General features: G+C 67.7%; 16 protein-coding genes and 1 tRNA gene. 7 read left to right on the top strand and 10 right to left on the bottom strand.

All coding sequences use genetic code 11. From position 1 onward, the window contains the following. Nucleotides 1-17: 17 nt before the first annotated feature. The 3 genes from WG921_RS10695 to WG921_RS10685 form a co-directional block, all read right to left on the bottom strand. On the bottom strand, nt 18-1094 hold the full coding sequence (locus WG921_RS10695) for a PA0069 family radical SAM protein (protein WP_340109219.1): 1077 nt from the start codon (nt 1092-1094) through the stop codon (nt 18-20). Between the two features lie 301 nt (nt 1095-1395). Beyond that, the gene (locus WG921_RS10690) at nt 1396-1884 is read right to left on the bottom strand and encodes a hypothetical protein (RefSeq protein ID WP_340109218.1); all 489 of its coding nucleotides are present in this window, start codon (nt 1882-1884) and stop codon (nt 1396-1398) included. A gap of 75 nt (nt 1885-1959) precedes the next feature. After that, nucleotides 1960-2036, bottom strand: a tRNA-Arg gene (locus WG921_RS10685). 152 nt (nt 2037-2188) lie between these two features. On the opposite strand from WG921_RS10685, the gene WG921_RS10680 reads away from it, so the two are divergent. After that, nucleotides 2189-3694, top strand: a complete 1506-nt coding sequence (locus tag WG921_RS10680; protein WP_340109217.1) for a M48 family metalloprotease — start codon at nt 2189-2191, stop codon at nt 3692-3694. Between the two features lie 91 nt (nt 3695-3785). Then, nucleotides 3786-4133, top strand: a complete 348-nt coding sequence (locus WG921_RS10675) for a hypothetical protein (RefSeq protein WP_340109215.1) — start codon at nt 3786-3788, stop codon at nt 4131-4133. 63 nt (nt 4134-4196) lie between these two features. Here WG921_RS10675 and WG921_RS10670 read toward each other — a convergent pair whose 3' ends face one another. Beyond that, complete coding sequence (locus WG921_RS10670) at nt 4197-5624, bottom strand: APC family permease (protein WP_340109214.1); 1428 nt, start codon at nt 5622-5624, stop codon at nt 4197-4199. 196 nt (nt 5625-5820) lie between these two features. Here WG921_RS10670 and WG921_RS10665 point away from each other — a divergent pair, with 196 nt between their 5' ends. The 3 genes from WG921_RS10665 to WG921_RS10655 all read left to right on the top strand — a co-directional run bounded on the left by WG921_RS10665 (nt 5821) and on the right by WG921_RS10655 (nt 9424). After that, the gene (locus WG921_RS10665) at nt 5821-7272 is read left to right on the top strand and encodes a biotin carboxylase (RefSeq protein ID WP_340109213.1); all 1452 of its coding nucleotides are present in this window, start codon (nt 5821-5823) and stop codon (nt 7270-7272) included. Nucleotides 7273-7442: 170 nt separating this feature from the next. Then, nucleotides 7443-8534 (top strand): C45 family peptidase, encoded by a 1092-nt coding sequence (locus WG921_RS10660; protein WP_340109212.1) that lies wholly within the window; start codon nt 7443-7445, stop codon nt 8532-8534. Beyond that, nucleotides 8531-9424 carry a carbon-nitrogen hydrolase family protein gene (locus WG921_RS10655; RefSeq protein WP_340109211.1) on the top strand — a complete coding sequence of 298 codons (894 nt, stop codon included), beginning with the start codon at nt 8531-8533 and terminating at the stop codon, nt 9422-9424. The genes WG921_RS10660 and WG921_RS10655 overlap by 4 nt, the downstream gene beginning before the upstream one ends. Before the next feature lie 77 nt (nt 9425-9501). Here the strand turns inward: WG921_RS10655 and WG921_RS10650 are convergent, their stop codons facing one another. Genes WG921_RS10650 through WG921_RS10640 form a run of 3 tightly spaced genes read right to left on the bottom strand, consistent with a single transcriptional unit; the run spans nt 9502 to nt 13741 of the window. Continuing rightward, nucleotides 9502-10221, bottom strand: coding sequence for an alanyl-tRNA editing protein (locus WG921_RS10650; RefSeq protein WP_340109210.1), 720 nt, complete (start codon nt 10219-10221; stop codon nt 9502-9504). Nucleotides 10222-10224: 3 nt separating this feature from the next. Continuing rightward, nucleotides 10225-12702: a mechanosensitive ion channel domain-containing protein gene (locus WG921_RS10645; protein WP_340109209.1), complete on the bottom strand. Its 2478-nt coding sequence runs from the start codon at nt 12700-12702 to the stop codon at nt 10225-10227. Further along, complete coding sequence (locus WG921_RS10640; RefSeq protein WP_340109208.1) at nt 12692-13741, bottom strand: cysteine synthase A; 1050 nt, start codon at nt 13739-13741, stop codon at nt 12692-12694. Before WG921_RS10640 ends, WG921_RS10645 begins: the two co-directional genes overlap by 11 nt. 185 nt (nt 13742-13926) lie before the next feature. Between WG921_RS10640 and WG921_RS10635 the strand changes: the two genes are divergently transcribed. Together WG921_RS10635 and WG921_RS10630 are read left to right on the top strand one after the other, a co-directional pair. After that, complete coding sequence (locus WG921_RS10635; protein ID WP_340109207.1) at nt 13927-14616, top strand: DUF6134 family protein; 690 nt, start codon at nt 13927-13929, stop codon at nt 14614-14616. Between the two features lie 28 nt (nt 14617-14644). After that, the gene (locus WG921_RS10630; protein ID WP_340109206.1) at nt 14645-15433 is read left to right on the top strand and encodes an SDR family NAD(P)-dependent oxidoreductase; all 789 of its coding nucleotides are present in this window, start codon (nt 14645-14647) and stop codon (nt 15431-15433) included. 16 nt (nt 15434-15449) lie between these two features. Here WG921_RS10630 and WG921_RS10625 read toward each other — a convergent pair whose 3' ends face one another. Genes WG921_RS10625 through WG921_RS10615 form a run of 3 tightly spaced genes read right to left on the bottom strand, consistent with a single transcriptional unit; the run spans nt 15450 to nt 18859 of the window. Next, entirely contained in the window at nt 15450-16862 is a 1413-nt protein-coding gene (locus WG921_RS10625) for an MFS transporter (RefSeq protein ID WP_340109205.1), read from the bottom strand. Next, on the bottom strand, nt 16775-17992 hold the full coding sequence (locus WG921_RS10620) for a class I SAM-dependent methyltransferase (protein ID WP_413788581.1): 1218 nt from the start codon (nt 17990-17992) through the stop codon (nt 16775-16777). Before WG921_RS10620 ends, WG921_RS10625 begins: the two co-directional genes overlap by 88 nt. 60 nt (nt 17993-18052) lie before the next feature. Further along, complete coding sequence (locus tag WG921_RS10615) at nt 18053-18859, bottom strand: DUF1365 domain-containing protein (RefSeq protein ID WP_340109204.1); 807 nt, start codon at nt 18857-18859, stop codon at nt 18053-18055.

Raw genomic sequence — 18859 nt, 5'->3', positions numbered from 1 at the left:
CCCTCCCGGCCCCCGCCTCAGGGCGCCAACTGGTCGAGAAACGAGAACTGCCCCGGCGCGGCCCGGCTGAAAAGATCGGTCCTCAGCCTCGCCCCCGGCCGGGCGAGCCCGTATCTCGCGGCGGCGCGGCGGAACCGGCTGCGGATCAGATCGGCGTAGACCCCCTCTCCGCCGAGCCGCTTTCCCCATTCGGGGTCATAGTCGCGCCCGCCGTGAAGCTCGCGGACATAGCGCATCACCCGCGCCGCGCGGTCGGGGAAGACCCGCTCCAGCCACTCGACGAAGAGATCCCTGACCTCGAGCGGCAACCGCAGGACGACATAGCCCGCGCTCGTCGCCCCGGCGTCGGCGGCGGCCTCGAGCAGCGCCTCGATCTCGTGATCGTTGAGCGCCGGAATCAGGGGCGCGGTCATCACGCCGACCGGGCAACCGGCGGCCGCAAGTTCGCGCAGCGCCCAGAGCCGGCGCCCCGGCGTCGCCGCCCGCGGCTCCATCAGCCGCGCCAGCTTCGGGTCCAGCGTGGTGAGCGAGAGCGAGACCCGCGCCAGCCCGCGCCGCCCCATCGGGCCGAGGATGTCGGCGTCCCGCGCGACCAGCGCCGATTTGGTGACGATGGTCACCGGATGGTTGAATTCCGCCAGAACCTCCAGCAGCCCGCGCATGATGCGGTGGGTCTTCTCGATCGGCTGATAAGGGTCGGTGTTGGTGCCGATGGCGATCGGCTCCGGCGCATAGCCCCGCGCTTCGAGCGCGCGGCGAAGCAGCGCCGGCGCGTCCGGCTTCACCGTGAGCTTCGTCTCGAAATCGAGCCCCGGCGAGAGGCCGAGATAGGCGTGGGTCGGGCGGGCGAAGCAATAGACGCAGCCATGCTCGCAGCCCCGATACGGGTTGATCGAGCGCGTGAACGGCAGATCGGGCGAGGCGACGCGGCTGATGATCGAGCGCGAGCGGTCATAGCTGATCTCGGTCCGAAGCGGCGCCGGCGCCTCCTCGGCCCAGCCGTCATCCACCCGCTCCCGCTCGGTCGGCTCGAACCGCCCGGCCCTGTTGCTCCCGGCCCCGCGCCCCCGCTCCGCCTCCCGCTTCCGGTCCATGCGAATCGCCGCCTCTCATGTGTGAGAGAACATTATAGGAACATTTGTGGGGAGAGGCGAGGTTTGTGTGGGAGGAACCATTTAGCGGCGACGCGTAGCGATGCGCTGAAAAGCCGGGTCAGGGCCTGCGCTAGAAAGATCTGGCACCTTCAAAAGGAGGATGGTGACCCCCGACGGAATTCAACTCTGTGAGCTTCCGCTAAAAAAGTGAATTTCGCCACGAGAGTTATTAGGTGTTATAATATTGCACTAAAATTAAACAGGCCCATTAGCCTCAAAGATTATATCATTTCCGGTAAGATCAGCTGAATTCCTTTTCATCAAAACGACGTGCGTCACCCATTATGTTATAAAATTCATCAAGATACGCACTCCAAATTTCAACAGTTTCATTCGTTGACATCTGCATAACTTCTTTTGGCTGAGATTTGATTTTACTTATAACTGCATAGCAATTTTTCTCTTTTAAATCCAGATTTTTTAATTGCAAATCAAACTCTGGAAAGTACGTTGTGCTTATCGCAAAAGCCTTGGCGATTGGCGACGATGTAATTTCATTAACGCTACCGGATGTCTTCCTCGTCAATAAAGTCCTTGTCCAATGAAGATGCTCATAGAGCGTCGTCACAAACTCCTCAAACTTCTCCACTCTCTGCCTTCGCTTTTCCGCCTTTTGGCGCTCGCGCTCCACGCTTCGCGGAGCAAAGATGCCAACCACCGCCGCCACTATCGCTGGGCTGAGGGTGAGCAGAAACAATTGCCAGAACTCGAGTGTCGTTGTTCCGCTCACTGCCGGGTTCCTCAATTGTGGGCGAGACGAAAGGGAGGCAAGCTTCGCCTGATATCTACTAACCTTTTGTCTTGATGGCGACCCCGACAGGATTCGAACCTGTGACCTGCCGCTTAGGAGGCGGCCGCTCTATCCAGCTGAGCTACGGGGTCGGCCGGCGCGTTTTATGGTTTGGCGGGCCCACATGCAAGCGAGCCGCGCCGATCCGGCGTCTCCAGGGGCGCGCGCCGGCCCGGCTGGGGCTTTCGCCGCTCCGCCGGGGTCGGTAGACTCGAGGCGCCGCCGATCCGATGGAGAGTTCAACATGCGCCGTCCCCCGCTGGCCCGCTCGCTCGCCGCCCTCCTCGCCGCGCTCGCCGTCGCCGCCTGCGCCGCGCCGGGCGGGCCGCCTTCGGACGCGCCGCAGACCGTGGCGGCGCGGAGCGCCGGCGATCAGCGGACCGGCGACCAGAACCATCCGAAGATCCTGGCCCAGTTCGGCGGCGAGGTCGCGGACCGTCAGCTGCGCGCCTATGTGAACCGGATCGGCCAGCGCATCGCGGCCGAGACGGAGCAGCCGAACGCGCGCTGGACCTTCACCGTTCTGGACAGCGCGGTGGTCAACGCCTTCGCGCTCCCCGGCGGCTATGTCTACGTCACGCGCGGGCTGGTCGCGCTCGCCAATGACGAGGCGGAGCTCGCCGGCGTGATCGGGCATGAGATCGGCCATGTCACCGCCGCCCATTCCTCGCAACGCCAGCAGCAGGCCGGGCTGGCGCAGCTTGGCGTCCTCGGCGCGACCCTGCTCGGCGCGGCGGCGGGGCTGACCGGAGACGCGCTCGGCGCGGTCAGCCAGCTCGGCTCCCAGCTTGGGCAGGGCTATGTCGCGTCCTATTCCCGGACGCAGGAGTTCGAGGCGGACCGGCTCGGCGTGCGCTATCTCGCGCGCGCGGGGTACGACCCGAAGGCGGAGGCGGATTTCCTCGCCAATCTTCAGGCGGAGACCGAGCTGCAGGCCCGGATCGCGGGCGGCGCCTACAACCCGAACCGGGTCGATTTCTTCGCCACTCACCCGGCGACGGCGGAACGCGTGCGCGTGGCCGCCGGCGCGGCGAGCGTGGAGGCGGCGGGCGCCGAGGGCTCGCGCAACCGCGACGCCTTTCTCGCCGCGATCGACGGCATGGTCTACGGCGACAGCCCGGCGCAGGGTTTTGTAGACGGGCGCCGCTTCAGCCACCCGGAGCTTCGCTTCACCTTCACCGCGCCCGAGGGGTTCCGGATTCAGAATTCCGCCGCGAAGGTGACCATCGTCGGCCCGCAGGGCGCCGGGATCATCTTCGACGGCGACAGCTACGCCGGCGGCTCGATGGACGCCTATATCGCCCGGATCTGGGCCCCCGCGATCGCGCGGCAGGGCCGGGTCGGCGCGTTGCAGAACCTCCAGCGCACGCGGATCGGCGGGCTTGAGGCGGCCTCCGCGCTCCTGCCGGTGCAGACCAATCAGGGCGTGAAGGTGCTGCGGATGACCGCGATCCGGGACGGCGACGCGGTCTGGCGCTTCCTCGGCGTGCAGCCGCAGGGCGCGGCCCGGCTCGGCCAGGAGATGGACGGCGCGGCGGCCAGCTTCGCCAAGCTGAGCGCGGCGGAAGCGGCGCGGCTGAAGCCGAAAGTCATCACCATCCACACCGTCCGCGCGGGCGAAACCGTGGAGGCGCTGGCGGCGCGCACCCCGTTCCGCGAACAGGCCGCCGCGCGGTTCCGGGTCCTGAACGGGCTCGGCCCGCGCGAGGAGCCCCGGCCGGGCCGGAAGGTGAAGCTGGTCCGGGGGTGAGCCGGGCCGCGCTCCCCGCTCCGGGGGAGCGGATCGGGATGACAGCGCCGCGGCCCCCGCCCGGCGGCGCGGCGCGGGAGGACGAGAGAACATGAGTCCAGAACCAGCGCCCACGGCCTCGGTCCGGCAGGCGGAGATTCCGGGGCTTCTGGCGGCGGCGCGGATCACCGCCTATCCGGTCGCGGTCCGAACCCCGCGCGAGATCGAGGCCGGCGGCTTCGCGGACCCGGACCGGTTTCCGTTCACCTGGACGGTCTATTTCCTGATCGACGAGCAATGGGCGCAGGTTCTGAGCGCGCGCGGGCTCCGGCGCGAATGGAGCAGCCTCGACCGGCTGGAGAGATGGCTCCGCAATCTCGGCTTTCGGTATTTCTGGGTCCGGAACGATGTCGAACCGATGGAGGAGGGCGATGGTCCGGGCGGGCGCGCGATGAAGTGACGCCGCGCCCGGAATGGCGCAGGGCGAAGGGCGCCCGGCCCCGCGCCCCGCACCGGCTTTCGGTCAGACCCCCATCGCCGCCGCCGCTTCGGTGTGGCCGGAGCGCAGCTCCTCCTTCAGGATCCGGTCCGGCTCGTCGCCATAGGAGAAGCGCGACCAGAGATAGAGCGCGAGGCCGGCCAGCGCCCAGCCGCCGGCGATCCCCCACTCATAGGGCCAGACCAGCGCGGCCGGGCTGAACGGCATGTAGAGCAGCGTGATCCCCAGCGCGAGGAAGAGGGCCGCGTAGCCCACGGTGAGCCCGCCCGCCACCTTGAACGGCCGCGGCATGTCCGGCTCGCGCTTGCGAAGGATGATGAAGGAGAGCGCCACGGTGGCGTAGGCGACGATGATCCCGAGCCCCCCGGCGTCCACCAGCCAGACCAGCGCCTTCCGCCCGAGCAGCGGCGCGAGGATCGAGAGCGCCCCCACCAGCAGGATGGCGTTGACCGGCGTGTTGTATTTCGGGTGCAGCCGCCCGAGCGCCTCCGGCAGCATCTTCGCGCGCGCCATGGCGTAGACCGCCCGGCTGCCGCCGATCAGGAACGCGTTCCAGCTGGTGAGGATCCCGCCGATGCCGGCGAGGATCAGGAGCTTGCCGGCCCATCCGCCGCCGAAGGTCGCGGTCATCGCATCGACCGTCGCCAGCGACGACGTCGCCGCCTGCTCCGCCGTGAGCGAGAGCGAGACGCCGAGAATGATCAGGATATACCACGCCACCGCCATCAGCACCGAGATGATCAGAACCATGCCGATCTGTCGGTGCGGGATGTTCATCTCTTCGGCCGCCTGCGGGATCACGTCGAACCCCACGAACATGAACGGCGCCATGATCAGCACGCCGAACACGCCCGCCGCGCCGCCGACGAAGAGCGGCTCCATGTTCGCGGACTCTCCATTGAAGAGCGCGCCCGTCACCAGCATGACGCCGACCGCGATGATCCAGAGCGTGACCACCTTCTGAAGCAGCGCGCAGGACTTGATGCCGCGGATGTTGAGCCACGTCATCCCGACCGCGCCGAGGCTCCCGACCAGCACCCAGGAGAGATAGACGTCCCAGCCCGCCACGCTCCAGAGGAAGCCGACCTTGTAGTTGGGGAAGAGCTGCTCGACCACGGTCGGCAGCGCGACCGCCTCGAAGGCGACCACCGAGACATAGCCGAGAATGATCGCCCAGGTGCAGAAGAACGAGCCGCCGACCCCGAGCGCGCGATGGCTGTAGACATGCTCGCCGCCCGTGAGCGGCATGGCCGCCGCGAGCTCGGCGTAGGTGAGCCCGATCAGGATCACCGCCACGCCGCCGATGGCGAAGGCCAGCATCGCGCCGAGCGCGCCGGCCGACTCGATCCAGGTTCCGGCGAGGACGACCCAGCCCCAGCCGATCATCGCGCCGAAAGCCAGCGCCAGAACTTCTTTCGAGTCCAGGACGCGTACGAATTTCCCTTGAGACATCTGGTGGTCCTTCCCCGCCGATAGCTTGGGCGCGCATCGCTTCGCCGCCGAGTCATGTTCGGCTTCACTTCGGCGCGCATCAACCGAATCTGGCGCAACCGATAATTTCATGCAACAAAAAGCTAAGTCTCGGGTAACAAAATGACGAAAAATACTTCAATATAATGATAATCAAACGCCAGGGAGGGCGGAATCCATGGGTGAAAGAACCAAACTTACCGGCCTGACGGAGATTTTTCGTTTTCTGCGCCGGAACGAAACGCCGATTTATGTGGTGACGCCGACGCCCTTCAGCCTGCTCGGCCTCGACCAATGGGTCGGCGGGCTGGAATTCGTGAACTATTTCGACATTTTCGACGGCGAGCATCCGCGCGTCTTCGTCCCCGACCGGGACGGCCCGCAGCAGTTCAACTCGATGGAGGACGTGGCGAACTACCTCGTCGATCACCCGCAGTTTCGCGCGCGCGTGAAGGAGCGGCCGCGAGGCAAAGCGATCTTCGTCATGTTCGACGCCGAGACCGAGCGGCTCTGCGCCGATGCGGGCGTGGATATCGCCCTGCCCTCGGACGAATTGCGCGCGCGGCTCGATTCCAAGATCGAGACCACCCGGCTCGGCGACGAGGCCGGCGTCCGGAGCGCGCCCAACATCCTCGGCGAGGCGGACAGCTATGAAGACCTGACGCGGCTCGCGGACGAGGCCGGGCTCGGCGCCGATCTCGTCGTGCAGACGCCGTATGGCGACAGCGGCCGGACCACATTCTTCATCAAGTCGGAGGCCGACTGGGACAAATACGAAGCCAAGATCGTCGGCGAACACCTGAAAGTGATGAAGCGCCTCAACCATCTGCCCGGCACCATCGAAGGCTGCGCCACGCGCCACGGCACGCTGGTCGGCCCGGTGATGACCGACATCACCGGCTTCGAAGAGATCACCCCCTACAAGGGCGGCTGGTGCGGCAACGACGTCTCGACCACGATCCTGCCGGACGACGTGCCCGAAAAGGTTCGCGAGATGGCGCGAAAATTCGGAGACCGCCTGTATTCGGAGGGATACAAGGGGGTGTTCTGCCTCGATTTCCTGCTCGATACCGATGACAATCAGGTCTATCTGGGCGAGTTGAACCCGCGCGTGAGCGGCGCCTCCCCGCCCACCAACCTGATCACCACGACCTATGGCGGCTGCCCGCTCTTCCTGTTTCACCTGCTCGAATTTCTCGATGTCGATTACGAGATCGACCCTCATGAGATTCAGGCCCGCTGGAACGAATATGACAACTGGACCCAGCTGATCCTGAAACAGACCGAGGACAAGGTGGAGCTGATCACCGAGGCGCCGCCATCCGGCGTCTGGCGCATGGCGGCGGATGGCGGCGTCGCGTTCCAGCGGCCCGCGCTCAACATCACCAGCGTCGGCGACGAGGACGAGGCGTTCTATCTCCGGGTCTACGGCGTCGGCGAATATTGCTATCATGGCGCGGATATGGGCTGCCTGCTGGCGCGCGGGCGGATGCAATCGGACGAGCGCGCGTTGAGCGACCGGGCCAAGGCATGGAACACGGGGCTGAAGGCGGCGTTCGTCACCCAGCCCCTCACCGCCGGGGCGCCGATCACGCCGCCAGCGGGCCTCGACACCGGGAAATGGTTCTGAGCATGGCGCGCCGCGCCCGGCCGGGGCGTGCGCCTTGACAGCCCCGGCCGGCATCCCATTTACAACATCATGTCACATGATGTAGAGCGCGAACGCGCCGGAAACGGACAACCGGAGCGAAGAACGCGCGCCGGGACCCGGCTCAGACACGCAAGGACGGCGAGGCGGCGATGCAGCTCGATTTTCGCGGATTGACCGAAACCGCGCCGGGCGACGCCTGGCGGGCGGTGTTCGCGCGCGGCTGGCCAGGATGGCGCGCCTGGTTCCTGGCGCGGGAGGGCGCGGCCGCGCCGCGGCTCGACGAGGCGGAGCGCGCGCTGAAGCGCCACATGCCCGAGATCGCGCCGCTCTGGCGCAAGCTGGTCGACGCCGTCGATGGCGACGACGACGCCGCGCGGTTTCTCAGCTTCTGGAACCCGCCGCGCTATCTGGTCGGGTGCAGCCAGCTGGTGGCGACGGAGGATGCGGGGCCGGTCCTGATCCGCAATTACGATCTCAATCCCGAAATGAACGAATCCACCATGCTCCACACCGCCTGGCGCGGGCGCCGGGTGATGGGCATGGTCGACGGGCTCTCCGGGCTCGCCGACGGCGTCAACGACGCCGGGCTCGCGGCGTCGCTGGCCTTCGGCGGCCGGATGCAGGTCGGCCGGGGCTTCGGCGTGCCGATGATCATGCGCTACATGCTGGAGCTTTGCCGCGACGTTCAGGATGCGGTGGATCTCCTCCGCCGGGTTCCCTCCCACATGTCCTACAACATCACCGTCGCCGACCGCGCCGGCGCGTGGAAGACGGTGTTCATCGCCCCCGACCGGCCCGCGATCGTCTCCGACCGGCGCGGCGCGACCAACCACCAGCTCGGCGTCGAGATGCCGGGGCATGGCCGGATGTCGCATACGCTGGAGCGTGAGCGCCATCTGGAGGAGATGGCGGCCGTTGAAATCGGCGGCGGCGCCGCCGTCGAAGACTTTCTCCGCCCGCCGCTCTTCTCCACCAATTACGACATGGCGTTCGGCACCGTCTACACCGCCGCCTACCGCCCGGCCTCCGGCGAGGCCGCGCTCTCATGGCGGGACGGGACGACGCTCCGCTGGCGGCTCGACGCGTTCGAGCCGGCCGAGATCGCCATCGCCTATTCCGCCCGCGGCTCCAAGGCCCTCCGCTCACGGAAAACCGGGCGCCCGCCCATCCATCAGCGCCAGGCCGCCGGCGCCGCCGCGGCGCCGAGGCGCCATTCAGCCGTTCACGGAGATTCCCTATGACTCATTTCGCCGTCGCCGGGGTTCAGATGCCCATCGGCATGGAAAGCAACATCGCGGCCATGCGCCGCCGCCTCGACGTCCTGATGCATGTCTACCCCTGGGTGGAGATGGTCGTGTTCAGCGAGCTCGCCGCGCACGGGCCGGCGGCGCATCTGGCGCAGCCGGCGGGCGGCGAATTCGAGACCGCGTTTCAGGAGATGGCGCGGGCGCATGGCATCTGGCTGGTTCCGGGCTCGCTGTTCGAGCGGCGGGGCGCGCTGATCCACAACGTGGCCCCGGTGATCAATCCCGCGGGCGAGATCGTCGCGCGCTACAGCAAGATGTTCCCCTTCACCCCCTATGAGCACGATGTGACGCCGGGGACGGAGTTCTGCGTTTTCGACGTGCCGGGCGTCGGCCGGTTCGGCCTCGCGATCTGCTACGATCTCTGGTTTCCGGAGGTGACGCGGACGCTGACCGCGATGGGCGCCGAGGTGATCCTCAACCCGGTTCTGGCCAATTTCATCGACCGCCCGGCCGACCTCGTCATCGCGCAGGCCTCCGCGGCGATGTTCCAGTCCTATGTCTTCAGCATCAACGGGCTCGGCGCCGGCGGCAACGGCTATTCGATGGTGATCGATCCGTCCGGGCAGATCCTCCACAAGGGCGATGTCGGGGAGGAGCTGATCCCGGTCGAGATCGACTTCAGCGTCGTGCGCCGCCAGCGCGAGCGGGGCCTGCGCAACATGGGCCAGCCGCTGAAAAGCTTCCGCGACGGCAAGGCCGATTTCAGCGTCTACCGCGAAGGCTTCGACCGCAGCTATCTCGATTCGCTCGGCCCGCTGCAAAAACCCGGCCGCGCCAACGCGCCGGAGACGGCCGCGCCGCCGGCGCCCTCCATGATCGGTTAGGTCGCGGCGCAAGGACGATCGCGCCGGATGCGCGATCGTCGCCTCCGCGCTCTGGCGACGGCGCCCGGCCCCCCGCCTCACTCCTCCAGATGAACGTAGACCCGGCGGTTCTGTTTCCCCTTCTTCTCGACCTTGCCGATCCTGACGCGCCCGATCTCTCCGGTCCGCCGGACATGGGTGCCGCCGCAGGGCTGGAGATCGACGGTCTCCGCGCCATCGCCGATGCGGACCAGCCGAACCCGGCCCGCGCCCATCGGCGGCTTCACCCTCAGCGTTTTCACCAGGTTCGGATTCGCTTCGAGCTCCGCATCCGAAATCCATTCCTCCGACACGGTCAGGTCGCGCGAAATCAGCGCGTTGAGCCGCTCCTCGATGGCGCCCTTGTCCTCCGGCGCGTCGGGCATATCGAAATCGAGCCGCCCTTTTCCATCGCTGATCTGACCGCCCGTCACCGGGAGCGGGATCACCACCGACAGAAGATGAAGGCAGGTGTGGACGCGCCGATAGACGTCGCGCCGCGCGGCGTCGATCTCCGCCACCACCGTCTCGCCGATCTCCGGCGCCGGGGCCGCCTTGGCCGGAATATGCACGATGGCGCCCGCCTCGCCCTTCACCGCCGTCTGCACTGGAATCGCCCGGTCGCCGGCCCGGATCACGCCGCCATCGCCCGGCTGGCCGCCGCCGGTCGGATAAAAAACCGTCCGGTCGAGGACGATCCCGCCCTCCGGGGTGACCGCCGTCACCGTCGCGTCGCATGAGGCGAGATAGGCGTCCTCGCGGAACAGGGGTTCGGTCATCTTCTACTCCTCGATTGTCGGCGGCGGATCGCCGCCCGGCTCGGCCGCCCTTCCCGAGGGCGGGTCCATGCTGCGAATGTGGAGATCGCGCTGCGGCACGGGAATGGCGATCCCCTCCTTGCGGAACCGCTCCGCGATATCGTGGTTCAACTCGCTCCTCACGGCGAAGATCCAGTTCACGTTGCGGATGATCACCCGCAGTTCGAACTCGAGCGCGCTCTCTCCGAACTTCATGAAATAGACGATCGGCGCCGGGTTCAACATGACCATCGAATGGGCGCGGCCGATTTCGAGCAGGATCCGCTCGACCCGCCGCGTATCGACGCCATAGCCGACATGCACCGGAACGATCACCCGGCCGATGGTGTCGGAAAGGGTGTAGTTGGTCACCGGGCCCGAGATCAGGTCGGAATTCGGAATGATGTAGCTGGAGCGGTCGAAGGTCTCGATCTCGGTCGAGCGCACGTTCACCTTGCGGACATTGCCGTGGATCCCGCCGACCTCGATCCAGTCTCCGGGCTTCAGAGGCCGCTCGATCAGAAGCACGATGCCGGAGACGAAATTGTTGACGATGTTCTGAAGCCCGAGCCCGACCCCGACCGAAAGCGCGCCGATGACGAGCGCGAGGCTCGAAAGATCGATGCCGGCCGCCGAGACCGCGACCACCACGGCGACGAACACGCCCAGATAGCCGAACCCCGAAACGATCGCCGCCGCGCCCCCTTCGGAGACGCCGGCCTTGGGCAGGATCGAGGATTTCAGAACCTTCTGCACCGAGCGCGTCAGCATGTAGCCGACCGCGAAAAACAGCGCGAACACGAAGAAGTCGACGGGCGAGAACACCATCTCGCCGATCACCAACCCGTCCGAGAGCGCGCGATACGCGGCCTGAAGATCGGCGACGCTCGCGCCCCAGATCATCGCGAGGATCGGCGCCCCGGCGCAGATCAGCAGGAATCCGGTGAAGATCGGCAGCAGCCGCAAGCGCTGCCCGGTCGGCGCGGGCTCGCCGTCGGCGTCCTCGGCTTGCGGCGCCGCCGCGCCGTCCCTCTCCGCCCGGTCGGCGATGCGGATGTCCACGGCCGCGCTGACGACATAGAAGATCAGATAGCCGGCGGCGATAAGGATGAGCGAGCGGACAAACGGAAAGAACAGAAACCGGGCCGCGAAATCATACCCGATCAGCGCGAGAAGCGGCGCCGCCACCGCAACGCCGACCATGGTGCGCCGGAGCGCCAGCAGACACTGATACGCGGCGCCGGCGGCGTCCCCCGCCGCCGCCGGCCGCACGGAGAAGAACGCCAGACGCCAGAGCCCGAAGGCGCCGATCAGGATCGTCACGAACGTGACCACCACGCTCGCCGCGTTCGGAAAGGTGACGACGTCCCTCAGCCCCGTCGCCACCCCGTCCAGCAGCAGCGCCGCCCCGACGAAGAGCGACGCCCTGAACCCGCGGAGCGCCGCCTGATCGTCAAGCGACGAGACCCGCATCTGCGGCGAGGCCGGCGAGAAGAACGCGGCGCCGAGGGTGAAGACCAGAATGAGCTGCCCGAGGCCGGAGGCGAGGCCCGAGAGGAACGCCTCGCCCACGGCGCCGAACGCATCCAGCGACTGGATCCCGACCAACACCGCCACGGTGACGAGAAGAAGCGCCGTCAGGCGCATCACCGAAGTGCTGACGCTGATCGCCAGCCTACGCGCCCGCCCTCCCCCGTCGCCCGTCGAGATGCGCCGCACCAGCGGAAGGATCAGGCCTCGCGCCCCGATGCCGATGAAGGCGGCGAAAAGAAACGCGATCGCCGTGATCGGCGCGCTTTCGCGGAGCCGGGCGCGTCCGGCCGGGTCGTCGAACACACGGGCGATCTCGCCCTGTATCCGCCGGAAGATCTTCTGCGCCGCTTCGACCGTGCGCAGCCAATTGGGCGGATTCGCCGGGCTGGCGCCCAGCGTCGTCAGGCGTTTGATGAAGCGGCGCTGCGCGACCCGCGCCAGCGCCGGCAGAAGCGCGTCGGCCCGCACGATCGTCCGCTCCGCGCGGCTTTGCAGCGCCCGCGCCTCGGCGATCCGTTGCGTCAGCTCGCCCCGCAATTCCTTGACGTCGGCAACTTCCGCGAAGCCTTCCTCCGGCGTCGGGCCGAGCGCGTCCAGCTCCTTCGTCAGCCGCGCGAGCTCCGCCGCCACCGCGTCGGAAATGGCCTTCGCCCTGACTTTCTGCCCATCGAGGTCGGCGCGAACCGCCGCGAACAGCTCCGGCGTTCCGGCGTCGGCGTTGATGACCTCCTCCGCGCGCGCGGCCTGTTCGTCCCACACGCTCCAGAAATCCGCGCGATTCATCTCCTCCATCTTCTGGATGGAGGACAGGAAATCGACGGATGGCTGTTGGGCCTGCGCCGGGCCGATGAGAACGGTCAGCGCCAGAAGGAGAGCCGCGACGAGAGCCGCGCCGCTCCTTCCGGCCCAAGAGCGGAGATCAGGTTTCATCGACCTTTTCAAAGACCTCCGGCAGGTTCGTCGGCGCCCGCGTCATGAACCCCGGAAGCGGCAGGTTCTTCGACGCCAGAAACTCCGGATTGAAAAGTTGCGACTGATACCGCGTGCCATAGTCGCAGAGCACCGTGACGATGGTGTGCCCCGGCCCCATCTCCCGCGCCATGCGGATCGCTCCGGCGACATTGACGCCCGAGGAGCCGCCCACGCAGAGCCCCTCTTCCCCGAGGAGACGAAACGCGAGCGGGATCGCCTCGTCATCGGGGATCTGGAACGGCATGTCGACCTTCAGCCCTTCGAGATTCGCGGTGATCCGGCCCTGCCCGATCCCTTCGGTGACGGAGGAGCCCTCGGCCTTCAATTCTCCGTGCTTGTAATAATTATAGAGCGCCGCGCCCATCGGATCGGCGAGCCCGATCTTGATGTCGGCGCGTTTCGCGCGCAGCGCCTCCGCGACGCCGGCCAGCGTGCCGCCGGAGCCGACCGCGCAGATGAACCCGTCGATCTTTCCGCCGGTCTGCTCCCAGATCTCCGGGCCGGTGCCGTCGATATGCGCCTGCCGGTTCGCCGTGTTGTCGAACTGGTTCGCCCAGATCGCGCCGTTCGGCTCGGTCTTGTTCAGCGCCGCGGCGAGGCGGCCCGAATAGCGGACGAAGTTGTTCGGATTGCGATAGGGTTTGGCCGGAACCTCGACCAGATCCGCGCCCGCGAGGCGGATCATGTCCTTCTTTTCCCGGGTCTGCGTCTCGGGGATGACGATGACGGTGCGGAACCCCATCGCCGCGCCGACGAGCGCGAGCCCGATGCCGGTGTTGCCCGCCGTTCCTTCGACGATCACGCCGCCGGGCCGGAGATCGCCCGCCGCGACCGCATGGCGAATGATCGAGAGCGCCGCGCGATCCTTCACCGATTGGCCGGGATTCATGAACTCGGCCTTGGCCAGGATCTCGCAGCCGGTCTCCTCGGACGCCCGGCGGAGACGGATCATGGGCGTGTCGCCGATCGCATCCGGCATGCTCTCAGATATTTTCATGGTGTGGACACCTCCGCCGTTTGGAACCTTCGACGGTGTTACGCCGCGCGCGCCCGGCGGCGCAAGGTTGGCCCGAACACGCGCGCGAGAGAGGGGCCGCGCTCCGCCGCGCGCCTCCGGGCGACGCGCGCGCTTTTTACCGCTATAACGTGGACGCTCCGAATCTTTCGCTTGAGGGTGCCGGCATGACCATTTCACGACGCGCTCTGATCGCCGGCGTCGGCGCCGGGCTGGCGGCGCCCGCCGCATTCGCCGCGGGCGAGACCGCCGGCGGCGCGCGCCGCTACACGATTCTTCGCGGCGGCGCCGTCGTCGGCTCCCACACCCATGACGTCCGGCTGGACGCGGACGGCCGCGTGCAGGTCGCGATCGATATCGAGATGAAGATCAAGGTGCTGGGAATCACCGCCTATCGCTACGAGATGGCGAACCGCGAGACCTGGGCGGGCGGCCGCCTGCTGCGGATGGACAGCGCCACCAACGACGACGGCGATCAGGACTACGCAAGGGTGAAACCGGCCGGCGACATGCTGGAGATCGACGGCTCCGCCCATCAGGGCGCGGTGGCGGGCGACGCCGCCTCCACCACCTACTGGACCCCCGCCTTCCTGAAGCGAAAGCTCTGGATCAACAGCCAGACCGGCGTTCCGATCGCCGTGACGGCCGCGCGCATCGCCGATGGCGGCGTCGACGCGCCTTTCGGCCGGATCGCCACCCAGCGATGGACCGTGACCGGAGAAAACCTCGACATCACCCTCCACTACGCGAACGAGGAATGGGTCTCGGTCGAGTTCGACGCCGGCGGCGAGCCGGCGCAGTATATCCCCGACGCGATGGGGCCGGCTTTCGCGCCGCTCTGGGCGGCGTCGCTTTGACCGGCCGCCCCACCCTGACCGGCCCGGCGTGAGCGTCTGGACGAAGCGGATGCGCCCCGCCGACGGGGCGGCGTGGGTCACCGGGGCCTCCGCCGGGATCGGGCGCGCGGCGGCGCTGCGCCTCGCCGACGACGGCTGGACCGTATGGGCGACGGCGCGCGGCGCGGCCGCGCTCGACGCGCTGGCGGCGGAGCGGCCGGGCCTGATCCGCGCGCTCCCCTGCGATGTCACCGACCGGGAGGGGATGGAAGCCGCCATGCGCCGGATCGCCGCCGAAGGGCCGCTCGCGCTCGCGGTGCTGAACGCCGGGCTCTACATCCCGATGCGGGCGCAGGAATTCGACGCCGCCGCCGCCGCGCGCATCTTCGACGTCAACCTCGCCGGCGTCGCCAACGGGCTGGACCCGGTGCTGAAGCACATGATCTCCCGACGGGAGGGACATGTCGCGCTCACCGCCTCCGTCGCCGGATTCCGCGGCCTTCCGCGCGCCGCGGCCTACAGCGCCACCAAGGCCGGGCTCATCGCGATGGCGGAATCGCTGGCCTTCGACCTGATCGACCTCAATGTGCGGATCTCGGTGATCAATCCGGGCTTCGTCAAAACCGGCGCGACCGCGGTGAACGATTTCGAGATGCCCTTCGCGATCACCGCCGAGGAGGCCGGCCGCCGCATCGTGGAGGGGTTGAAGAAACCGGGCTTCGAGATTGTGTTTCCACGCCGTTTCGCGCTCATCCTCCGGCTCTTGGGGCTGTTGCCGAACCGATGGTATTTCGCGGTGATGCGCCGCCTCATGGGCTGGGACGAGACCGTGAAATAGCGGGCCGGCGCCCGGCTCAGGCCGCGCCGCGCTCGATTCGCGCCCGAAGCGCCTTCTGCTCCGCGTCGCCGAGCGGGAAATTCCACATCAGCGCCACGGCGATCAGCTTCAGCGCCACCGGGGCCAGCGCGTAGAGCCCGGCCAGCGCGAAAAGCGCCCCCGCCCCGTTCACCGCCCCGGAGCGAAACCCCGCGAGATCCAGAATGATCAGCGCCGCGCCCCCCGAGAGCGCCAGCGCGGCCTTCGTCGCCACCGACCAGAGCGCGAAGAAGAGCCCGGTCCGCTGCTCGCCCGTGGCGGCGGTGTCGGCGTCGACCACATCCGCCTGGATCGAGGCCGGCAGCGCCAGATCGGCGCCAAGCGCGAGCCCGGTCGCCACGCACACCGCCGTGAACAGCCACACGTCGCCGGGGCCGAGCAGCGCCGCGGGCGCGAAGGCGACGCAACTCCAGATCATCGCCAGCCCCCAGGCCCGATGTTTCGACAGCCGCCGCGCCGCCCAGGTCCAGATCGGGAGAAATCCGATGGCTGAGAGAAAATAGACCAGCAGCAACCACCCCGCGCCCGGCGCCATCAGAAGGTCGTTGATGAAGAAGAGGAACAACCCCGCCGGCAGCGCATTCGCCAGCCCGTTGATGAAATAGGCGAGAAGAAGCCGCCGGAAATACCCGTTTCCCGCCACCGCCCGCAACCCGGCGCGAAAATCGAGGCGCGCGCGCGAGAAATCCCGCGGCTCCGGCGCCGCGATCAGCGCCGCCGCGACGCCGAGCGGCAATCCGGCGGCGACGAGAACCGCGACCGCCCGCAACCCGGCCCCCGCCCCGTCCGAGAGATTGTAGAGGATCACCGCGAAAACGGTGCCGAGCAGCGTCGCGCCCTCGCGCCAGGCGGTGATCGTCGCCCGCTCGGCGTAATCGCTCGACAGCTCCGCCCCCCAGGCGAAATACGGCGTGAGCGCGACCGTCCATGAGAGGGTCAGCGCCGTCAGCCAAAGCGCGACATGCGCGAAGCCCGCATCCGGCGGCGGCGTCATCAGCATCCAGACCGAGACCGCGATCAGCGGCGCGGACAGCGCCAGCCAGAGCCGCCGGCGCCCGAACCGCGCCGGAGTCCGGTCCGAGATCCACCCCATCAGAGGGTCGGTCACGGCGTCGAGCAGGCGCACGGCGATGAAAAGCCCGCCGAGCGCCGCCAGCCCGACGCCCCGCTCCGCCGCGTAAAACGGCGCGAGATAGACATAGACCGGAAAGTAGAGCGCGGCGAGCGGGATGGCCGGCGCGGCGTAGCCCGCGTCGCGCGCCAGCGCCCTCCATCCCCCGCCGCCCGATGGCCGGCGGCGGGTCAGGCCGGCCGCCGGATCGCCACCTGCGTCACGTCGGTCGTTCCGGACATGAAGGTGCCGGCGCAGCTCGTCAGGTAATAATTCCACATCCGGTGGAACCGGTCGTCGAAGCCAAGCGTCCGGATCTCCTCCCAGCGCTCGTTGAAGACCGTCCGCCATTGGCGGAGCGTCTCCGCATAGCTCTGCCCGAATTCGACCGAGCCGGTGAGATCGAGCCCGGCGCGCGCCACCTGCCCGCGCAACGCCGACGGCGACGGCAGCATGCCGCCGGGGAAGATGTATTTCTGGATGAAATCCACGCTCTTGCGATAGGACGGGAACCATTCGTCGGCGACGGTGATGATCTGAAGCGAGGCCGAGCAGCCGGGCTTCAACCGTTCGCGGACCGTGTCGAAATAGCCGGGCCAGAACCGCTCGCCCACCGCTTCGAACATCTCGATCGAGGCGACGCCGTCATAGCGCCCGGTCTCGTCGCGGTAGTCGCGCAGCAGGATCTCGACCTTGTCGTTCAAGCCCTCGCGCTGTATCCGCGCCGCGGCGAAATCGTGCTGCTCCTTCGAGATGGTGATGCCGGTGACGCGCGCGCCGCGGGATTTCGCGGCGTATTCGGCGAACCCGCCCCAGCCGCAGCCGATCTCCAGCACATGATCGCCCTCGCGCGCGCCGATCATGTCGAGAATGGAGGCGTATTTATTCGCCTGCGCCGCCGCCAAGGGCTCTCCCTCGCGGCGAAACAGCGCCGAGGAATAGGTCATCGTCTCATCGAGCCAGGCCGAATAGAACTCGTTCCCGAGATCATAGTGATGGGAGATGTTCCGCGCGGCGCCCGCTTTCGTGTTCCGGTTCATCCAGTGGCGAAACCGCTCATAGGAGCGCACCAGCGCCATGCCCGGAAAGCCGCGCCCGACCGTGTCGTTGTTGAGCAGGATGACATCCATCAGCGCCTGAAGATCGGGCGTGTCCCACCAGGCGTCCATGTAGGATTCGGCGAATCCGAGGTCGCCCTCGCGCACCAGCCGCGCGAACATGTCCGGATTCCGGACCACGATCTCCCCATGCGGGCCCGGGGTCCCGCTCGCCTTCTCGAACCGCCGTCCATCCGGCAGCACGAAAGCCATCGACCCCACCTTCAGCTTCTTTATGATGCTGAAAACGGAGCGAAAATAGCGTGGTGTCGGCTTTTCTCCCGGTCTGACCATATCTCTCACCGTCATCATGAGCGCCGCCACGATCAGCGCAATCTATCTTAACGAATTGACCGACCGGCGCCAAACAAATCAAGTCTCGGCGCGCGACGGCGGCGGCTTGTCGGCGGGCGGCGTCCGAAACGCGCCCTCCTCACCCGGATAGCGGGTGAATCTCGCGCCCTTCACCCATAGCTTGAGCGCTTGCCAGTGAATGGCGACGATCACCTGGAACGCCGCCGCCGGATGGCTGAAGGACAGCCGCGCGAGCCCCCAGTCGGTCAGCGCGCGCCGCTTGCCGTTCTGGGTCGCGATCAGCCAGGGGCCTTCCGGCCCGTCCTGGCGGATCCGCACCGCGAGCCGCGCATCTGGCCGGCGGATCGTGAAGCTGTAGGTCTGATCCATGCCGATGAACGGAGAGACGAACATCTCCTTGGCCTGCCGATGGCGGGCCGCGCCGTCGCCGCCCGGCTCCGCCGCCAGCACATAGGGGATCTGATCGCCGAACGTGTTCTTCACCTCGTAGATCACGCTTTCGAGCCGGTCGTCGGCGTCCAGGCAGAAAAACACCGAGAGCGGGTTGAACGCGTAGCCGAGCAGGCGCGGCATCGACAGCAGCAGGATCCGCTCGGGCCGCGGCCGCGCCGCCTCCGCCAGCCGCGCCTCGACCCAGGGCCGCAGCGCCGAGCCGTCGCGCGCGCCATGGTCCCGGCGATGAAACGAGAAGAGGCCGAACCGGTCCACCTTGAAGAGCCGCCGCTCGGCGCTCGCAAGCCTGTCGATATCGAGAAGCGCGGTGAACACCCTGTAGCGGAACTGATGGCGGAACGGCCGAAGACGCATGTGCATCACGTCGCCGACATAGAGGCAGTGCTCCGGGTTCGTCTCCGCCTCTTTCAT

This window comes from Paludibacillus litoralis, assembly GCF_037646705.1.
Classification (GTDB): Bacteria; Pseudomonadota; Alphaproteobacteria; order Rhodobacterales; family Rhodobacteraceae; genus Pikeienuella; species Pikeienuella litoralis.
Note: the sequence above shows the minus strand (reverse complement) of the source record. Positions and strands in the feature narration are given on the sequence as shown.

Bases quoted from the DNA above. Each gene is read 5' to 3' on its own strand.
- WG921_RS10695 (WP_340109219.1), bottom strand. From the start codon at position 1,094: ATGGACCGGAAGCGGGAGGCGGAGCGGGGGCGCGGGGCCGGGAGCAAC.
- WG921_RS10620 (WP_413788581.1), bottom strand. From the start codon at position 17,992: ATGATGACGGTGAGAGATATGGTCAGACCGGGAGAAAAGCCGACACCA.
- WG921_RS10680 (WP_340109217.1), top strand. From the start codon at position 2,189: ATGCGCCGTCCCCCGCTGGCCCGCTCGCTCGCCGCCCTCCTCGCCGCG.
- WG921_RS10615 (WP_340109204.1), bottom strand. From the start codon at position 18,859: ATGAAAGAGGCGGAGACGAACCCGGAGCACTGCCTCTATGTCGGCGAC.
- WG921_RS10675 (WP_340109215.1), top strand. From the start codon at position 3,786: ATGAGTCCAGAACCAGCGCCCACGGCCTCGGTCCGGCAGGCGGAGATT.
- WG921_RS10635 (WP_340109207.1), top strand. From the start codon at position 13,927: ATGACCATTTCACGACGCGCTCTGATCGCCGGCGTCGGCGCCGGGCTG.
- WG921_RS10665 (WP_340109213.1), top strand. From the start codon at position 5,821: ATGGGTGAAAGAACCAAACTTACCGGCCTGACGGAGATTTTTCGTTTT.
- WG921_RS10640 (WP_340109208.1), bottom strand. From the start codon at position 13,741: ATGAAAATATCTGAGAGCATGCCGGATGCGATCGGCGACACGCCCATG.
- WG921_RS10670 (WP_340109214.1), bottom strand. From the start codon at position 5,624: ATGTCTCAAGGGAAATTCGTACGCGTCCTGGACTCGAAAGAAGTTCTG.
- WG921_RS10660 (WP_340109212.1), top strand. From the start codon at position 7,443: ATGCAGCTCGATTTTCGCGGATTGACCGAAACCGCGCCGGGCGACGCC.
- WG921_RS10645 (WP_340109209.1), bottom strand. From the start codon at position 12,702: ATGAAACCTGATCTCCGCTCTTGGGCCGGAAGGAGCGGCGCGGCTCTC.
- WG921_RS10655 (WP_340109211.1), top strand. From the start codon at position 8,531: ATGACTCATTTCGCCGTCGCCGGGGTTCAGATGCCCATCGGCATGGAA.
- WG921_RS10650 (WP_340109210.1), bottom strand. From the start codon at position 10,221: ATGACCGAACCCCTGTTCCGCGAGGACGCCTATCTCGCCTCATGCGAC.